This window comes from Pseudonocardia sp. ICBG601, assembly GCF_020496245.1.
The window spans coordinates 1-17,315 of record NZ_JAHLJA010000164.1 but is presented as its reverse complement, the minus strand read 5'-3'; the positions used below and the strand labels follow the sequence as shown (position 1 = coordinate 17,315).

The 17,315-nt window shown below is 78.0% G+C and carries 9 protein-coding genes and 6 pseudogenes; 14 read left to right on the top strand and 1 reads right to left on the bottom strand.

Annotation, left to right across the window (positions count from 1 at the left end; translation table 11 throughout):
- Positions 1-23: 23 nt before the first annotated feature.
- The 13 genes and pseudogenes from KPL57_RS73170 to KPL57_RS55400 form a co-directional block, all read left to right on the top strand.
- Positions 24-1,739, top strand: a pseudogene (locus KPL57_RS73170) (SDR family NAD(P)-dependent oxidoreductase); the annotation flags it as partial.
- Positions 1,740-1,852: 113 nt separating this feature from the next.
- Positions 1,853-4,032: pseudogene (locus tag KPL57_RS73165) on the top strand (ketoacyl-synthetase C-terminal extension domain-containing protein); the annotation flags it as partial.
- A gap of 376 nt (positions 4,033-4,408) precedes the next feature.
- The gene (locus tag KPL57_RS73160) at positions 4,409-6,907 is read left to right on the top strand and encodes an SDR family NAD(P)-dependent oxidoreductase (protein WP_374203933.1); all 2,499 of its coding nucleotides are present in this window, start codon (positions 4,409-4,411) and stop codon (positions 6,905-6,907) included.
- Positions 6,855-8,202: pseudogene (locus KPL57_RS73155) on the top strand (type I polyketide synthase); the annotation flags it as partial. The gene KPL57_RS73160 and the pseudogene KPL57_RS73155, both read left to right, overlap by 53 nt.
- A 91-nt stretch (positions 8,203-8,293) precedes the next feature.
- The gene (locus KPL57_RS73150) at positions 8,294-10,087 is read left to right on the top strand and encodes an acyltransferase domain-containing protein (RefSeq protein WP_226358276.1); all 1,794 of its coding nucleotides are present in this window, start codon (positions 8,294-8,296) and stop codon (positions 10,085-10,087) included.
- A gap of 329 nt (positions 10,088-10,416) precedes the next feature.
- Positions 10,417-11,073: a KR domain-containing protein gene (locus tag KPL57_RS55430; protein WP_226358275.1), complete on the top strand. Its 657-nt coding sequence runs from the start codon at positions 10,417-10,419 to the stop codon at positions 11,071-11,073.
- A 5-nt stretch (positions 11,074-11,078) separates the two neighbouring features.
- Positions 11,079-12,782 (top strand): annotated as a pseudogene (locus KPL57_RS55425) (beta-ketoacyl synthase N-terminal-like domain-containing protein); the annotation flags it as partial.
- Positions 12,783-13,090: 308 nt separating this feature from the next.
- Positions 13,091-13,459: an acyltransferase domain-containing protein gene (locus KPL57_RS55420; protein WP_308253151.1), complete on the top strand. Its 369-nt coding sequence runs from the start codon at positions 13,091-13,093 to the stop codon at positions 13,457-13,459.
- On the top strand, positions 13,366-13,692 hold the full coding sequence (locus KPL57_RS55415) for a hypothetical protein (protein ID WP_226358274.1): 327 nt from the start codon (positions 13,366-13,368) through the stop codon (positions 13,690-13,692). Before KPL57_RS55420 ends, KPL57_RS55415 begins: the two co-directional genes overlap by 94 nt.
- Complete coding sequence (locus KPL57_RS55410; protein WP_226358273.1) at positions 13,653-14,123, top strand: hypothetical protein; 471 nt, start codon at positions 13,653-13,655, stop codon at positions 14,121-14,123. The genes KPL57_RS55415 and KPL57_RS55410 overlap by 40 nt, the downstream gene beginning before the upstream one ends.
- The gene (locus KPL57_RS73145; RefSeq protein ID WP_374203937.1) at positions 14,120-14,821 is read left to right on the top strand and encodes a hypothetical protein; all 702 of its coding nucleotides are present in this window, start codon (positions 14,120-14,122) and stop codon (positions 14,819-14,821) included. Before KPL57_RS55410 ends, KPL57_RS73145 begins: the two co-directional genes overlap by 4 nt.
- Positions 14,734-15,705, top strand: a pseudogene (locus tag KPL57_RS73140) (beta-ketoacyl reductase); the annotation flags it as partial. The gene KPL57_RS73145 and the pseudogene KPL57_RS73140, both read left to right, overlap by 88 nt.
- Before the next feature lie 482 nt (positions 15,706-16,187).
- A pseudogene (locus KPL57_RS55400) lies at positions 16,188-16,948 on the top strand (beta-ketoacyl synthase N-terminal-like domain-containing protein); the annotation flags it as partial.
- On the opposite strand, the gene KPL57_RS73135 reads toward KPL57_RS55400, so the two are convergent.
- The gene (locus tag KPL57_RS73135) at positions 16,877-17,023 is read right to left on the bottom strand and encodes a hypothetical protein (protein ID WP_374203932.1); all 147 of its coding nucleotides are present in this window, start codon (positions 17,021-17,023) and stop codon (positions 16,877-16,879) included. The pseudogene KPL57_RS55400 and the gene KPL57_RS73135 sit on opposite strands and share 72 nt — an antisense overlap.
- 91 nt (positions 17,024-17,114) lie before the next feature.
- On the opposite strand from KPL57_RS73135, the gene KPL57_RS73130 reads away from it, so the two are divergent.
- On the top strand, positions 17,115-17,315 hold a 201-nt coding region (locus tag KPL57_RS73130; protein ID WP_374203936.1), incomplete at its 3' end, for a hypothetical protein.

Below are 17,315 nucleotides of genomic sequence, written 5' to 3'. Positions count from 1 at the left end.
GCGTCCGGGTCCGCCGGATCGCCGTGGACTACGCCTCGCACTCGGCGCACGTCGAGGACATCCGGTCCGAGCTCGCCGACGAGCTGGCCGGGATCACACCGCTCGCACCGCAGGTGCCCTTCCTGTCCACCGTCACCGGCGAGTGGGTCACCGGTGCCGAGCTCGACTCCGGCTACTGGTACCGCAACCTGCGCGGCACGGTCCGGCTGGAGGAGGCCGTCCGGACCCTGCTCACCGCCGGCCACCGGGCCCTGGTGGAGGTCGGTGCGCATCCCGTCCTCGTCGCCGGGCTGGAGGACACCGTCGCCGCCGCGGGCGCACGCGCCGTGGTCACCGGCACGCTCCGGCGCGACGACGGCGGGCTGGACCGGCTCTACACCTCCGCCGCGGCGCTCGCCGTGCGCGGTGTGCCGGTCGACTGGGGTCGCTGTGCCGCCACGGGCCGCCGCATCGGGCTGCCCACCTACCCGTTCCAGAACGCGCGGTACTGGAGCGACCCGGTGCTCCCGCCCCGCCCGGGCGGGGAGGACGGGGCCCCCGACGACACGTTCTGGGACGCCGTCGAGGCCGCCGACCTGCCGGCCCTCACCGCCGACCTCGGCGTCGACGAGGCCGTGCTCGCACCGGTCCTGCCCGCTCTGGGGGAGTGGCGGCGCAGGCGCCGGGACCGTTCCACCACCGACTCCTGGCGCTACCGCACCACCTGGACCCCGCTCGGGCGGCTCCCGCTCGCGGCGCTGCACGGCACCTGGGTGCTGGTCGAACCGGACCCGACGTCGGAGCTCGCCGACCCGGGCACGCCGACGCCGTCGCCGCCGCGCTGCGCGGGCACGGCGCCACGGTGCACCGCATCGCCCTCGACGCGGCCTGCGCCGATCGGGGGTGCTCGCCGGCCGGCTGGCCGGCCTGTCCGCCCAGGACCCCGCCCAGGACGGCACCCGGGACGGCACCGCCACCGACGGCACCGGCGTCCGGGGTGTGGTGTCGCTGCTCGGCGACGTCGACGCCCCCACCCCGGCCACCCCCGCGCTGCCGCTCGGCGCGGCCTGGACCCTCGCGCTCGTCCAGGCGCTGACCGACCCCGACCGGGACGGCGGCCCGCTCACGGCCCCGGTCTGGTCCCTCACCCGGGGCGCGGTCGGCACCGGCCCGGCCGACCCGCCCTCGCACCGGTCCGGGCGATCGCGACCGGGATCGGCTGGACCGCGGCCCTGGAGCACCCGCGCAGCTGGGGCGGCACGGTCGACCTGCCTCCGGAGCTCGACCGCCGCGCCGCCCAGCGGCTGGTCTCGGTCCTGGCCGGGGGCACCGGCGAGGACCAGCTCGCGATCCGCGCGTCCGGGGCGCTGGCCCGCCGGATCGAGCGCGCCGCCGCCCGCGACGACCGGCCGCGCCCGTGGTCGTTCGACGGCACCACCGTGATCACCGGCGGCACCGGCACGCTCGGCCCGCACGTCGCCCGGTGGGCGGCACACCAGGGCGCCGAGCACCTGGTGCTGCTCAGCAGGCGCGGACCCGATGCCCCCGGCGCCGCCGAGCTCGCCGCGGACCTGACCGGGCTGGGCGCCGACGTCGAGATCCGGTCCTGCGACATCACCGACCTCGACGCGCTCTCCGCCGTCCTCGACGACCTGGCCGCGGCCGGGCGCACCGTGCACACCGTGCTGCACACCGCCGCGGTCATCGAGCTCGGCAGCATCGCCGAGACCGATCCCGCACAGGTGGAGCGGGTGCTGCACGCCAAGGTCACCGGCGCGGCGAACCTGGACCGGCTGCTCGGCGACGACGTCGCCGAGCTGGTCCTGTCTCCTCGATCTCCGGTGCCTGGGGCAGCGGCCACCACGCCGCCTACGTGGGGGCCAACGCCTACCTGTCCGCGCTCGCCCGCCACCGCCGGGCCCGCGGCCTGGCCGCGACGGCGCTGTCCTGGGGCATCTGGTCCGACGACCTCGGACTCGGCCGGATCGACCCCGAGCAGATCACCGGCAGCGGCCTGGTGTTCATGGACGCCCGCCTGTCGCTGGACGCGATGCAGCGGGCCGTCGAGACCGGCGAGGCCGATCTGACGCTGGCCGACATCGACTGGCGCCGCTACCACCCGGTGTTCACCGCGGCGCGGCCGACGACGCTGTTCGACGAGGTCCCCGAGGTCGCCGCGCTGGCCGCCGCCGACCCCGCCGCGGGCGGCGACGCCGGGCTGGCCCGCAGGCTGCGCGAGCTCACCCCCGCCGACCGCGACCGCGCCCTACTGGACCTGGTCCGGACCACCGCCGCCGCCGTGCTCGGCCTCGGCGGACCGGACGAGCTCGCCGAGGGCCGGGCGTTCCGCGACGTCGGGTTCGACTCGCTCACCGCCGTCGACCTGCGCAACCGGCTCGTCGCCGCCACCGGACTCACCCTGCCGACCACGATGGTGTTCGACCACCCGGACCCGGTCGCGCTGGCCCGCTTCCTCGACGGCGAGCTCGGCGGCGGCACCGGGGCCGCCGGGCCCGTCGTGCCGCGCCCCGCGGCGCGCGCCGACCTGGCCGACGACCCGATCGTCGTCGTCGGGATGGGGTGCCGCTATCCGGGCGGGGTCACCTCGCCCGACGACCTCTGGCAGCTCATGGTGGACGGCGGCGACGCCATCGACACCTTCCCCGCCGACCGTGGCTGGGACGCCGCGGCCCTGTTCGACGACGACCCCGACGCCGCGGGCAGCACCTACTCGGTGCGGGGCGGGTTCCTCTCCGGGGTCGCCGACTTCGACGCCGCGTTCTTCGGGATCTCCCCGCGCGAGGCACTCGCGATGGACCCGCAGCAGCGCCTGGTCCTGGAGACCGTGTGGGAGACCGTCGAACGCGCCGGGATCGACCCGTCCAGCCTGCGCGGGACCCGGGTCGGCACCTTCGTCGGGGCCAGCTACCAGGACTACGACAACGTCCGCGCCGGTGCCTCCGGCGGCGACCCGTCCGACGGCGCCGAGGGCCACCTCGTCACCGGCACTCTGTCGTCGATCCTGTCCGGGCGGGTGAGCTACCTGCTCGGCCTGGAGGGCCCGGCGGTCACCCTGGACACGGCCTGCTCCTCCTCGCTGGTGGCGCTGCACCTGGCCTGCCGCTCGCTGCGCGACGGCGAGTCCACGATGGCCCTCGCGGGCGGTGTCAGCGTGATGGCCACCCCCGGCGCGTTCGTCGGGTTCAGCAGGCAGCGCGCACTCGCCGCCGACGGCCGCTGCAAGGCCTACTCCGACGACGCCGACGGCATGACCCTCGCCGAGGGGGTCGGCATGCTGCTGCTGACCCGCCGTTCGGAGGCGGAACGCCACGGGCACCCGATCCTCGCGGTGGTCCGCGGCAGCGCGATCAACCAGGACGGCGCTTCCAACGGGCTCACCGCCCCCAGCGGTCCCGCGCAGCAGCGGGTGATCACCGCCGCGCTGGGCGAGGCGGGTCTGACCCCCGCCGACGTCGACGTCGTGGAGGGGCACGGCACCGGAACGGCGCTCGGCGACCCGATCGAGATGCGGGCCCTGCAGAGCACCTACGGCGAGCGCGCCGGGCGGGCCCCGCTGGTGCTCGGCTCGGTGAAGTCCACATCGGCCACACCCAGATGGCCTCCGGCGTCGCCGGCGTGATCAAGATGGTGCTGGCGATGCAGCACGGCATCGTGCCGCCGACCCTGCACGCGGCCACTCCGACCACCCACGTCGACTGGTCGTCCGGGACGATCACGCTGCCGCAGCGGCCCCAGGAGTGGCCGGAGACCACCGGCCCGCGCCGGGCCGCGGTCTCGTCGTTCGGGCTGTCCGGCACCAACGCGCACACCGTGCTGGAGCAGGGACCGGGCCTGCTCGCCGCCACCCCGCTCGGCGGTACCGAGACCGGCGCCCCCGAGATCGACGGACCCGAGGCCGACGGGCGCGAGGTCCCGCTGGTGCTCTCGGCCCGCGACGCCGGTGCGCTGCGCGCCCAGGCCGCCGCGCTCCTGGAGCTGCTCGGCGACGAGCCGTCGGTCCGACCGGCCGACCTCGCCCACTCGGTCGCCACGACCCGCACGTCGTTCGAGCACCGGGCCGCGGTCGTCGCGGCCGACACCGGCGAGCTCACCCGGCACTCGGCGCGCTGCGCGACGACCGGCCCGACCCCGCGCTGGTCCGCCCCGGGCCCGGTGGCCGCGGACGGACGGCGTTCCTGTTCAGCGGCCAGGGCAGCCAGCGGGCGGGCGCCGGCGCCGGGCTCTACCGGCACTTCCCGGTGTTCGCCGAGGCCCTCGACGAGGTGCTGGCACACCTGGACACGCTGCTCGACGCCCCGGTCCGTCCGCTGCTGCTCGACGAGACACCGGCCGCCGCCGAGCGGATCGACCGGACCGGCGCCGCCCAGCCGCGCTGTTCGCCCTGCAGGTCGCCCTCTACCGGCTGGGGGTGTCCTGGGGGCTGCGCCCGGACGTGCTCGTCGGTCACTCGGTCGGCGAGATCGCCGCAGCGCACTGCGCCGGCGCGCTGCCCCTGCCCGACGCCTGCCGCCTGGTCGCCGCCCGCGCCGGCCTGATGGAAGCCCTGCCCGACGGCGGCGCGATGGTCGCCGTCGAGGCCACCGAGGAGGAGGTCACCGAGCTGCTCACCGCCGGGGTCGGCGTCGCCGCCGTCAACGGGCCGCGGTCGCTGGTGCTCTCCGGTGAGGCCGACGAGGTCCGCGCGGTGGCCGAGGCACTGGCCGCGCGGGGGCGCCGCACCACCGCGCTGCGGGTGAGCCATGCCTTCCACTCGCCGCGGATGGACGGCATGCTCGAGGCGTTCCGCGCCGTCGCCGCCGGGATCCCGGCCGTCGCACCCGAGATCGCGGTCGTGTCCACCCTGACCGGCGCCCCGCTGACCGCCGCGGAGCCGCTCACCGCCGAGTACTGGGTGCGTCAGGTCCGCGAGCCGGTCCGGTTCGCCGCGGCGGTGACCCGGGCGCATGCCGACGGCGCCCGCAGCTTCGTCGAGCTCGGCCCGGACGGTGTGCTGTGCGCCGCCGCCCGCGCCTGCCCCGGCCCGGACGGCGACGACTCCGTCCTGGTCCCGCTGCTGCGCCGGGACCGCACGGAGACCGCGAGCGTCGCCGTCGCGCTCGCCACCCTCGCCGTGCACGGCACCGCGACGGACCCCGCCGCGGTGTTCGACGGCACCGGTGCGCGCACGGTCGCCCTGCCGACCTACCCGTTCCGGCGCACCCGGTTCTGGCCGGAGGCCGCCCCCGCGACCGCCGACACCGGTGCCACGGCCGACCCGGCCGACGCCGCGTTCTGGGACGCCGTCGAGCGCGGCGACACCGACGCCGTCGCCGCCGCGCTCGACCTCGAGCCCGCCGCGGTCGCCGATCTCGTCCCGGCGCTGGCCGCCCGCCGCCACGACATCCGCGAGCGCGCCGACGTCGACCGCTGCCGCTACACCGTCACCTGGAAGCCGGTCGGACCCGTGCCGGACGCGTCCCCGGCGGGCGGGGACTGGCTGGTGCTGCCGCACGACGACGGCACCTGGACCGCCGCCGTGCTCGACGCGCTCGGCGCCCCCGCCACGGCGGTACCGGGCGGCCCCCGCATCCTGGCCGACCGCGCCGCACTCGCCGAGGCGGTCGCCGGGGTGGTCACCGGGGACACGGACACACCACCCCGGGGTGTCCTCCTGCTGCTCGGCGACACCGGCCCCGACACCGGCGCCACCGCCGCCGACCTGACCGCCCGGGTGGCGGCGGCGGTCGGGGCGCTCGGTGACGCCGGCGTCGACGCGCCGCTGTGGTGCCTGACCCGGGGCGCCGTCGCGATCGGCCGCTCGGAGACGGTCGCCGCCCCGGTCGGGGCGGTCGCCTGGGGCGTCGGCCGGGTCGCCGCGATGGAGGTCTCGCAGCGGTGGGGCGGCCTCGTCGACCTCCCGGCGGGCACCGACACGGCGGCACTGCGCCGGCTGCCCGCCGTGCTCGCCGCCGGTGGTGACGAGGACCAGGTCGCCGTGCGCGCGTCCGGGGTGTACGCCCGCCGTCTGGTGCGCGACACCGGCCGTGGCGCCCTCGGCTCGGCGGGCGGGTCCGTCGACCTGTCCGGCGGGACCGCGCTGGTCACCGGCGGTACCGGTGGCGTCGGAGGGCACGTGGCCCGCTGGCTCGCCGCCCGCGGGGCCGCGCACGTGCTGCTCCTCGGCCGTCGCGGCGCGGACGCGCCCGGTGCCGCCGAGCTGGTCGCCGCGCTCCGCGAGGCCGGTACCGGCGCCGACGCCGTCGCCTGCGACGTCACCGACCGCGAGGCGCTGGCCGCCGTCCTCGACGCCGTGCCCGCCGACCGCCCGCTGCGCGCTGTCGTGCACGCCGCCGGCGTCGTCGACGACGCCGTGCTCGACACCGTGAGCACCGGCTCGGTCGACGCGGTCCTCGGGCCGAAGGTCACCGGGGCCCGCAACCTGCACGAGCTCACCGTCGACCGCGGCCTCGACCTGCGGGCCTTCGTGCTGTTCACCTCGACCGCCGGCGTCGTGGGTGCCCCGGGGCAGGGCGTCTACGCCGGTGCCAACGCCTACCTCGACGCACTCGCCGAGCACCGTCGCGCCGCCGGTCTCCCCGCGACCGCACTCGCCTGGGGACCGTGGGCCGGCGCCGGCATGGCCGACCGGGGCGTGGTCGCCGACCGGGTGCGCCGCGGCGGTCTGGTCCCGCTGGCACCGGAACGCGCGGTCGCCCGCGCTCGACCGGGCGCTCGACCGCGGCGACACCGCGACCGTGCTGGCCGACATCGACTGGGACCGGTTCCTGCCGGCCTTCACCGCGCTGCGCCCGCTGCCGCTGCTCTCGGACCTGGCCGAGGCCCGGGCCCGCACCACGGGTGCCCCCGCACCGGACGTGCGGCCCCGGCCGGGGGACCGGGCCGCGCTCGCCGCCCTGGTCCGCGGTGAGGCCGCCGCGGTGCTCGGGCACGCCGACGCCGCCGCCGTGGACGACGACCGCGCGTTCCGCGACCTCGGGTTCGACTCGCTGACCACCCTGGAGCTGCGCAACCGGCTCGCCGCCGCGACCGGGCTCACCCTGCCCGCGTCGCTGGTGTTCGACTTCCCGACCCCGCGTGAGCTCACCGCGTTCCTGCTCGCCGAGCTGGGCGGGCCGGAGGCCTCCGACGGCGTGGTCCCGGCCGGGCCCGTCACCGCCGCGGCCGACGACGACCCGATCGCCGTCGTCGGCCTCGGCTGCCGCTTCCCCGGCGGGATCGCCTCGCCGGAGGACCTGTGGACGCTGCTGGAGAACGGCGGCGACGCCATCACCGGGTTCCCCACCGACCGCGGCTGGGACCTGGACGCGCTGGCCGGACACACCGCGACCACCCCGCGCCGGGTTCCTGACCGGGGTCGCCGACTTCGACGCCGCGTTCTTCGGGATCTCCCCGCGCGAGGCGCTGGCGATGGACCCGCAGCAGCGCCTGGTGCTGGAGACCGCGTGGACCGCGCTGGAGCGGGCCGGCATCGACCCGTCCACGCTGCGCGGCACCGGCACCGGTGTGTTCGTCGGCACCAACGGCCAGGACTACGGGGAGGTGCTGCGCCGCGCCGGCGACGCCGAGGTGCTCGGCCACGCCGCGACCGGCACCACCGCGTCGGTGCTGTCCGGCCGGCTGGCCTACGTGCTCGGCACCGAGGGACCGGCCGTCACCGTCGACACCGCCTGCTCGTCGTCGCTGGTCGCGCTGCACTGGGCGACCCGGGCGCTGCGTTCCGGCGAGGTCGGGCTCGCACTCGCCGGCGGCGTCTCGGTCATGTCCACACCGGATGCCTTCGTGGAGTTCAGCGCGCAGGGCGGGCTGGCCCCGGACGGGCGCTGCAAGGCCTTCGCCGACGGCGCCGACGGCACCGGCTGGTCCGAGGGTGCCGGGATGCTGGTGCTGGAGCGGCTCTCCGACGCCCGCCGCAACGGACACACCGTGTGGGGCCTGGTCCGCGGCTCCGCGGTGAACTCCGACGGCGCCTCCAACGGGCTCACCGCCCCCAACGGGCCGTCGCAGCAGCGGGCCATCGCCGCCGCGCTGGCCGACGCCGGGCTCGCCCCGGCCGAGGTCGACGCCGTCGAGGCGCACGGCACCGGCACCGTGCTCGGCGACCCGATCGAGGCCCGCGCACTGTCCGGCACCTTCGCGGGGCGGCGCGACCACCCGCTGCTGATCGGCTCGGTGAAGTCCAACCTGGGCCACACCCAGGCCGCGGCCGGGATGGCCGGTGTGATCAAGATGGTGCTGGCGATGCGGCACGGCGTCCTCCCTGCGGACCCTGCACGCCGCCACCCCGTCCCCGCACGTGGACTGGGCGGGCGGGCCGCTGGAGCTGGTGCAGGACACCACCGCGTGGCCGGAGACCGGTCGCCCGCGGCGGGCCGGGGTCTCGGCCTTCGGGTTGTCCGGCACCAACGCGCACGTCGTGCTGGAGGCGGGCCCCGACCCGGTGCCCGCCCCGGCTCCGCCGGCCGGTGCCGTGCCGTGGCCGGTGTCGGCCGCCGCCGCCGACGCCCTCGACGAGCAGCTCGCCGCCCTCCCGCCGGCACCCGCCGACGACGCCGGACGGGCCGCCGTCGCCCGCACCCTGGTGCACGGCCGCGCCACGCTCGCACACCGCGCGGTGCTCCTCGCCGGGACCGACGGGACCGACGGGACCGTCGAGGAGCTCGCCCGCGGCGTCGCCCGCGGCAGCGGTGGCACCGCGTTCCTGTTCACCGGCCAGGGCAGCCAGCGGCCGGGCATGGGCGCCGCGCTGTACGACCGGTTCCCGGTCTTCGCCGCCGCGTTCGACGAGGTCTGCGCCCACCTCGACGTCCACCTCGACCGTCCGCTCGGCGACGTCGTCCGGTCCGGGGACGCCGCCACGCTGCAGCGCACCGGATGGGCGCAGCCCGCGCTGTTCGCGGTCGAGGTCGCCCTGCACCGGCTGCTCGGGTCGTTCGGGATCCACCCGGACCGGGTCGCCGGCCACTCGATCGGCGAGATCACCGCCGCGCACGTCGCCGGGGTGCTGACCCTCGAGCACGCGGCCGCGCTGGTCGCGGCCCGCGCCCGCCTGATGGACGCCCTGCCCGAGCAGGGCGCCATGGTCGCCGTCGCCGCCTCGGAGGACGAGGTGGCCCCGCACCTGGACGACACCCCCGGCCGGGTCGTCGCGCTCGCCGCGGTCAACGGCCGGGACTCGGTGGTGCTGGCCGGGGACACCGACGCCGTCACCGCGGCCGCCGCCGGGTTCCGGCACCGTGTCCTGACCGTCTCGCACGCGTTCCACTCCCCGCTCATGGACCCGGTCCTCGACGAGTTCGGGGCCGTCGTGGCGGGCCTGGAGCTCGCGCCGCCGCTCATCCCGGTCGAGGCGGCGGGTGACGTCACCGACCCCGAGTACTGGGTGTCCCACGTCCGCGACACCGTCCGCTTCGCCGACGCGGTCACCGCGCTGCGCGCCGCGGGTACGACGACGTTCGTCGAGGTCGGCCCGGACGCCGCGCTCGCCGCGGTCGCCGACGACGTCACCGTCGTGCCGGTGCAGCGCCGCGACCGCGACGAGGAGCACACCCTCGCGGTCGCGCTGGCCCGGCTGCACACCGCGGGCACCGACGTCGACTGGAGCGGCTGGCCGCTGGGCGAGGGCCCCGGCGCCGACCTGCCGACCTACCCGTTCCGCCGGACGCGGTACTGGCCGGCGACGATCGCCGCCGGCGCGGCACCCGGTGCCGCGGACCCGGCCGAGACCGAGCTGTGGTCGGCCGTCGAACGGTCCGACCGGGACCGAGTGGCCGAGGAGCTGGGCCTCGACGGCGACACCGCCGACGCCGTCCTGCCCGCGCTGGGCTCGTGGCGACGCCGCCGCCGGACCCGTGACGCCGCCGCCGCGACCCGCTACCGGGTCGAGTGGCCGGTCGTGGACGTCCCGACGGCACCCACCGGGCCGGAGACGGTGCCCGCCCGTTGCCGACCCCGACACCCTCGCCGCCGCACGACGGGTCCTCCTCGACCTCGGCGCGGCGGACGCCCCGGACCCCGCCGCGCTGGACGAGGCCGGCTCCCGGGCCGCGCTCTGGGTGCTGACCCGCGGCGCCGGCGCCCTGGACGGTGAGCAGGGCGACCCCGACCAGGCCGACCGCTGGGCCCGGACGGCGGTCGCCGCCCGGGAGCACCCGGACCGCACCGTGGTGCGGGTCGACCTCCCCGCCGGGAGCGCCGGGACCGCCGGGGCCGCCGGGAGTGCCGAAAGCGCCGGGAGTGCCGGGAGCACCGACCCGAGCACCGCGGTGGACCTGCCGCGCACGGCGGGCCCCGGCGAGCTCGCGGTCCGCGACGGCCGGGTGCACGCCCGGCGCCTGGTCCGCGTCCCGGGCGGTGCGCCCGGCGGGTCCACCGGGTGGTCACCGGCGCGACCGTCCTCGCCGACGGGACCGACCCCCGGTGCTGACGGCGCTGGCCGCCGCCGGTGCGCGGGCACTGCTGCTCACCGACGCGCCCGGCACCGGGTTCGACCCCGCCGGGACCGAGGTGACCGTCCTCGGCCACAGCGACGGTGTGCCCGCGGAGGTCACCGCCGTCGTGCACGGCGGGGGACCGGACGCCCGCTGGACCCCCGCCGAGCTCGACGCGCTCGTCGCGGCCCACGAGCTGACCGCGTTCGTGATGCTGGGCTCGGTCGCCGGCACCTGGCACGTCCGCGGCCGGGCCGACGAGGCCGCCGCCGGGGCCCGCGCCGCCGGGCTGGCCCGCGCCCGCCGGGCGCGCGACCTGCCCGCCACCGCCGTCGCGTTCGGGCCGTGGACGGGCTCGTCGACGGCCGACGTGGCCGCGCACCTGCGGCTGCACGGGCTGCCCGAGCTGGAGCCGGACACCGCGCTCGCCGCGCTGGCGGCCGCCGTCGCCGGCGGCGGACCGGAGGAGGTCGTCGCCGACGTGGCCTGGGAGCGGCTCGCGCCGACCCTGGCCCAGGGCGGACCGGACGGGCTGCTGGCCCTGCTGCCCGAGGCCGCGCCCGCCGACCGGCGGGCGCCGGCGACGACGGTGCGCTGCGGGCGCGCCTCGCCGAGCTCCCCGAGGGCGCCCGGGCCGCGGAGCTGACCGAGATGGTGTGCGCCGTCGCCGCCCGCGTGCTGGGCCACGACGACCCGGCCGCGGTCGACCGTGACGTCCCGTTCCGGGACCTGGGCGTCGACTCGCTCACCGCCGTCGACCTGCGGGACCGGCTCGGCGCAGCGACCGGGCTGGCACTGCCCGCGTCGCTCGTGTTCGACCACCCGACCCCGGCCGAGCTGGCGCGGCACCTGCTCGCGGAGCTCGGCGGTGCGACCGTCGCCGCCGCGGCGGCGCCCGCACCGGCCGCCGCGGCGGCGGGGGAGCCGATCGCGATCGTCGGCATGGCCTGCCGGTACCCGGGCGGGGTCACCTCGCCGGAGGACCTGTGGGAGCTCGTGCGCGACGGCGTCGACGCGACCGGCGACATGCCCACCGACCGCGGCTGGGACCTGGACGGTCTCGCCAGTGTCACCCGCCGCGGCGGGTTCCTGCACGACGTCGCCGGGTTCGACGCGGACTTCTTCTCCGTCTCCCCGCGCGAGGCCGTGGTGATGGACCCGCAGCAGCGGATCGTGCTCGAGACCTGCTGGGAGGCCCTGGAACGGGCCGGCATCGACCCGTCGGTGCTGCGCGGCTCCGACACCGGCGTGTTCATCGGCGGCGGCAGCGGCGAGTACCGCGTCTCCGCCGACACCTACGGCCAGGAGTGGCAGACCGCGCAGTCGGCGAGCCTGCTGTCCGGGCGGGTCGCCTACACCCTGGGCCTGCAGGGTCCGACGGTGTCGGTGGACACCGCCTGCTCGTCGTCGCTGGTCTCGCTGCACCTCGCGGCACAGGCCCTGCGGACCGGCGAGTGCACCGCGGCGCTGGCCGGTGGTGTCACCGTGATGTCGACCCCGGTCGGGTTCGTCGAGTTCAGCACCCAGGGCGCGTTGTCCCCGGACGGGCGCTGCAAGCCCTTCGCCGAGGAGGCCGACGGCACCGCCTGGGCCGAGGGCGCCGGTGTGCTGGTGCTCGAGCGGCTGTCGGACGCACGCCGGCTCGGGCACCGTGTGCTCGGCCTCGTCCGCGGCTCGGCGATCAACTCCGACGGCGCCTCGAACGGGCTCACCGCCCCCAGCGGACCCGCCCAGCAGCGCGTGATCACCCGCGCGCTGGCCGCGGCCGGGCTCGCCGCGCACGAGGTCGACGTCGTGGAGACCCACGGCACCGGCACCCGGCTCGGCGACCCGATCGAGGCCCAGGCGCTGCTGGCCACCTACGGCCGCGAGCGCGAGCATCCCCTGCTGCTCGGCGCGGTGAAATCCCACCTGGGCCACACCCAGGCGGCCTCCGGCGTCGCCGGGGTGATCGCGACGGTCATGGCGATGCAGCACGGCACCGTGCCCGGCTCGCTGCACGCGGACACCCCGACCTCGCGGGTGGACTGGTCCTCCGGCGCGGTCCGGCTGGTGCCCGCTCCGCAGGCATGGCCGGAGACCGGCCGCCCCCGCCGGGCCGCGGTCTCCTCGTTCGGCGCCAGCGGCACCAACGCCCACGTCGTGCTGGAACAGGCCGAGCCACAGCCTCCCGCACCCGCCCCGGAGGCGCCGGTGGCCGCACCCCTGCTCCCGGTGCCGGTCTCGGCCCGCACACCCGCGGCGCTGCGGGCCCGCGCGTCCGCGCTGCGCGCCGTCGCCGCCCACGACGGCGCCGTCCCGGCCGACATCGCGTTCTCCGCCGCGACCGGGCGGGCCGCGTTCGAGCACCGCGCGGTGGTGCTCGCCGCCGACCGCGGGGCACTGCTCGACGGCCTCGACGCGCTGGCCACCGGGTCCCCGGCCCGGCACCTCGTGTCCGGCGAGGTCACCCGCACCGGCCGGCTCGCGATGGTCTTCCCGGCCAGGGCGCGCTGCGCCCCCGGCGCCGGACGCGAGCTGCACGCCCGGTTCGAGGTCTTCGCCGACGCGTTCGACGCGGTCCTCGACCGGATGCCCGACGGCGTCCGCGACGCCCTCTGGGGCGACGACCGGACGCGCTCGCCGAGACCGGCGTCGCCCAGCCCGCGCTGTTCGCGGTCGGGGTGGCGCTGTACCGGCTGGTCGAGTCCTGGGGGGTCATCCCGGACCTGCTGGCCGGGCACTCGGTCGGCGAGCTCGTCGCCGCCCACGTGGCCGGCGTGCTCGACCTCGACGACGCCTGCACCCTGGTCTCGGCCCGGGCGCGGCTCATGCAGGCACTGCCCCGCGGCGGCACGATGGTCGCGGTCCGCGCCGGCGAGGACGAGGTGCGCGCGCACCTCACCGTGACCCGGCGGACACCGTCGCGGTCGCCGCGGTCAACGGTCCGGAGTCGGTCGTGCTGGCCGGCCCCCGGGAGGCGGTCCTCGCCGTCGCCGGCCGCTGGCGGCACCGCGAGCTGGTCGTGTCCCACGCGTTCCACTCGGCGCTGATGGACCCGGTGCTCGAGGAGTTCGGCGCCGTCGCCGCGTCGCTGACCTGGAACCGCCCCGCATCCCGGTCGTCACCGCCGACGGCACCGGACCGGGCCGGTGCACACCCCCGCCCACTGGGTGGCCCACGTCCGCCGACACCGTCCGGTTCGCCGACGCCGCCGCGACCCTCGCCGCGCGCGGTGCCCGCACCGTGCTCGAGCTCGGGCCGGACGCGTCGCTGTCGTCGCTGATCGGCGAGCTCGGCACCGGCGCGGCCACCGACCCGGTCGCGGTCCCGGCGCTGCGCCGCGACCACGACGAGGAGGAATCCCTGCTCGGCGCGCTCGCCCGGCTGCACGTGCGCGGCGCCGCCGTCGACTGGGCCGTGTCTTCGCCGGGGTCCCGGCCCGGCGCGTCGACCTGCCCACCTACCCTGTTCCAGCGCGAGCGCTACTGGAGCACCACCGCGGCGACCCCGGCATCGGCCGCCCGGCCCGGCCCGACGACGGCGCCGGGGACGAGCTGTGGGACCTGCTCTCCGGCGACCACGCCACGGACGAGCTCGACGTCGACGCCGACGCCCTCGCCGAGGTCCTGCCCGGCCTGCTGGGCTGGCGGGAACGCCGCCGGGAGGCCGACGCGCTCGACGCGGTCCGGCACCGGATCGGCTGGCGGCCGGTGACCGGCCGCGACCCGGTCCCCGGCGGGCCCTGGCTCGTCGTCGGGACCCCGCGGGCCCGGACGCCGGGATGGTCGCGGACCTGGCCGCGGCCACCGGGATCGAGCCGGTGTGGACCTCGGTCACCGCGGACGCGGACCGCACCGAGGTGGCCCGGCTGGTCGCCGCGACCGGAGCCGCGACCGAGGCCGCGACCCTGCACGGTGTCCTCGCCCTGCCCGGCCCGGCCGACCCGCACGGTGGGCCGGCCGCGGCCGCCCGGGTCACGACGCTGCTGCAGGGGCTGGGCGACGCCGGGGTCACCGCACCGCTGTGGGGTGCTGACCCGCGGCGCGGTCTCGGTCGCCGCCGACGACCCGGTCGGGGACGACCTCGGTGCCGCCGCCGTCTGGGGCCTGGGCCGGGTCGCGGCCATGGAGTACCCGGACCGGTGGGGCGGCCTGGTCGACCTCGGGCCCGCCACCGACGCCCGGACCGTGCGCGGCCTCGCCGCCGCGCTCACCGCCGGGACGGCGAGGACCAGCTCGCGGTCCGCCCGCACGGCCTGTACGGGCGGCGGCTGCTGCCCGCACCCGCGCCGCGTCCCGCCACGACGTGGGAGCCGCGGGGGACCGTGCTGGTCACCGGCGGGACCGGCGCACTGGGTGGGCACGTGGCCCGCGACCTGGCCCGGGCCGGTGCCCGCCGGCTGGTGCTGCTGAGCCGCCGCGGCCCGGACGCCCCGGGCGCCGCGGAGCTGACCGCGGAGCTGGCCGGGCTCGGCGCGCACGCCGAGGTCGTCGCCGGCGACGCGGCGGACCGCGACCGGCTGGCCGCGGTGCTCGCCGCGATCCCGGACGAGCACCCGCTCACCGGGGTCGTCCACGCCTCCGGTGTGCTCGACGACGGCGTCCTCGACCGGCTCACCCCCGACCGGTTCACCGAGGTGTTCCACGCCAAGGTCGCCCCGGCGCTGCTGCTCGACGAGCTCACCGGCGACCTGGACGCCTTCGTGCTGTTCTCCTCGGCGTCCTCGGCGGTCGGGAACCCCGGCCAGGCCAACTACGCCGCGGCCAACGCGGTGCTCGACGCGCTCGCCGCCCGCAGGCGGGCCCGCGGCGCCGCGGGCACCTCGATCGCCTGGGGTGCCTGGGCGGGCGGGGGCATGGCGCAGGGCGCCGACGCGACCGAGCACGCCCGCCGGGCCGGGCTCGGTGCGCTCGACCCCGGCCGGGCCTGCACCGTGCTGCGCCAGCTCGTCGCCGAGGGCGCCGACAACGCGGTCGTCGTCGCGGTGGAGGGGCCGGCGGCGCCCGGCCCCCGGGCCACGGCGCTGCTGCGGGACATGCCCGGCGCCGACACGGCCCCCGGGCGCGGCACGGGCCCGGGAGCCCCGCCGGTGGACGCGCTGCGCGAGCAGGTGCTGGCGCTGCCCGCGGCGGCCCGGCTCGACGCGGTGCTCCGGACGGTCCGCGAGATCGCGGCCGGCGTGCTCGGCCGCGACGCCGCCGACGGGGTCGGCGCCGACCGGCCCTTCCGGGACCTCGGCTTCGACTCGCTGGCCACCGTCGAGATGCGCAACCGGCTCTCGGCGGCGACCGGCCTGACGCTGCCCGCGACGCTGGTGTTCGACCACCCGACACCGCAGGCACTCGCCGAGCACGTGCTCGCCGGACTGACCGGCGACACGTCCGGCACCGCGGTGCCGGGCGCCGACGGCGCGGCCGAGACGGCGGTGCGGGCCGCCCTCACCGGGCTCCCGCTGGAGCGGTTGCGCGCGACGCCGGGCTGCTCGACGCCCTGCTCGCGCTGGCCGCCGACGGCACGCCCGGTCACGTCGACCCCCGGGGCGACGGCGACGGCAACGGCCACCCCCGGGGCCACGGCAACGGCCATGGCAACGGCAGTGGCAACGGCGATGGCAACGGCCACACCCCGACCGGGGCCGACGGCTCCGGAACCGACCCCGAGATCGACTCGATGTCCGTGGACGACCTGGTACGGGCCGCACTCGACGACCTGTCCGACCCGTCGCAGAACTGATGGAGCTGACCTGATGAGCACCCCTCGGAGAAGGTCGTCGTCGCCCTGCGGGCATCGATCAAGGAGACCGAGCGGCTCCGCCGGCAGAACCGGGACCTGCGGGCGGCGTCGAACGAGCCCGTCGCGATCGTCGCCATGGGCTGCCGCTTCCCGGGCGGTGTCACCGACCCGGACGAGCTCTGGCAGCTCGTCGACTCCGGCCGCGACGCCGTGGGCGGGTTCCCCACCGACCGCAACTGGGACCTCGACGCCCTGCACGCCGGGACCGTCGACGACCGCGGCACCGAGGTCAGCCTGCAGGGCGGGTTCCTCGACGGGTCGCCGACTTCGACCCCGGCTTCTTCGGGATCTCCCCGCGCGAGGCGGTCACCATGGACCCGCAGCAGCGGTTGCTGCTGGAGCTGGCCTGGGAGACCGTCGAACGCGCCGGGCTGGACCCGTCCACGCTGCGCGGCAGCCGCACCGGCGTCTACGTGGGCACCAACGGCCAGGACTACGCGCACCTGCTCATCCGCTCGATGGACGACGCCACCGGCGACATCGGTACCGGCATCGCCGCCGGCGCCGTCTCCGGGCGGCTGTCCTACGAGCTCGGCCTCGAGGGCCCCACGGTCACCGTGGACACCGCCTGCTCGTCGTCGCTGGTGTCGATGCACCTGGCGGCGCAGGCGCTGCGGGCCGGTGAGTGCGGTCTCGCGCTCGCCGGCGGCGTCAACGTGATGGCCACCCCCGGCTCACTGGTCGAGTTCAGCCGCCAGGGCGGGCTGGCCCGCGACGGACGCTGCCGCTCCTTCTCCGACGACGCCGACGGCACCGGCTGGGCCGAGGGCGCCGGACTCGTCCTGCTGGAGCGGCTGTCCGACGCCGTCGCGCACGGGCACCCGGTGCTCGCGGTGCTGCGCGGGTCCGCGGTCAACTCCGACGGCGCCTCCAACGGCTCACCGCGCCCAGCGGGCGGCCCAGCAGCGGGTCATCCGCGCGGCGCTGGAGCGGGCCGGTCTCGGGCCGGGCGAGGTCGACGTCGTCGAGGCGCACGGCACCGGCACGGTGCTCGGCGACCCGATCGAGGCCGGCGCGCTGCTGGCCACCTACGGCCGCGACCGCGAGCACCCGCTGCTGCTCGGCTCGGTCAAGTCGAACCTCGGCCACGCCCAGGCCGCGGCCGGGGTCGCC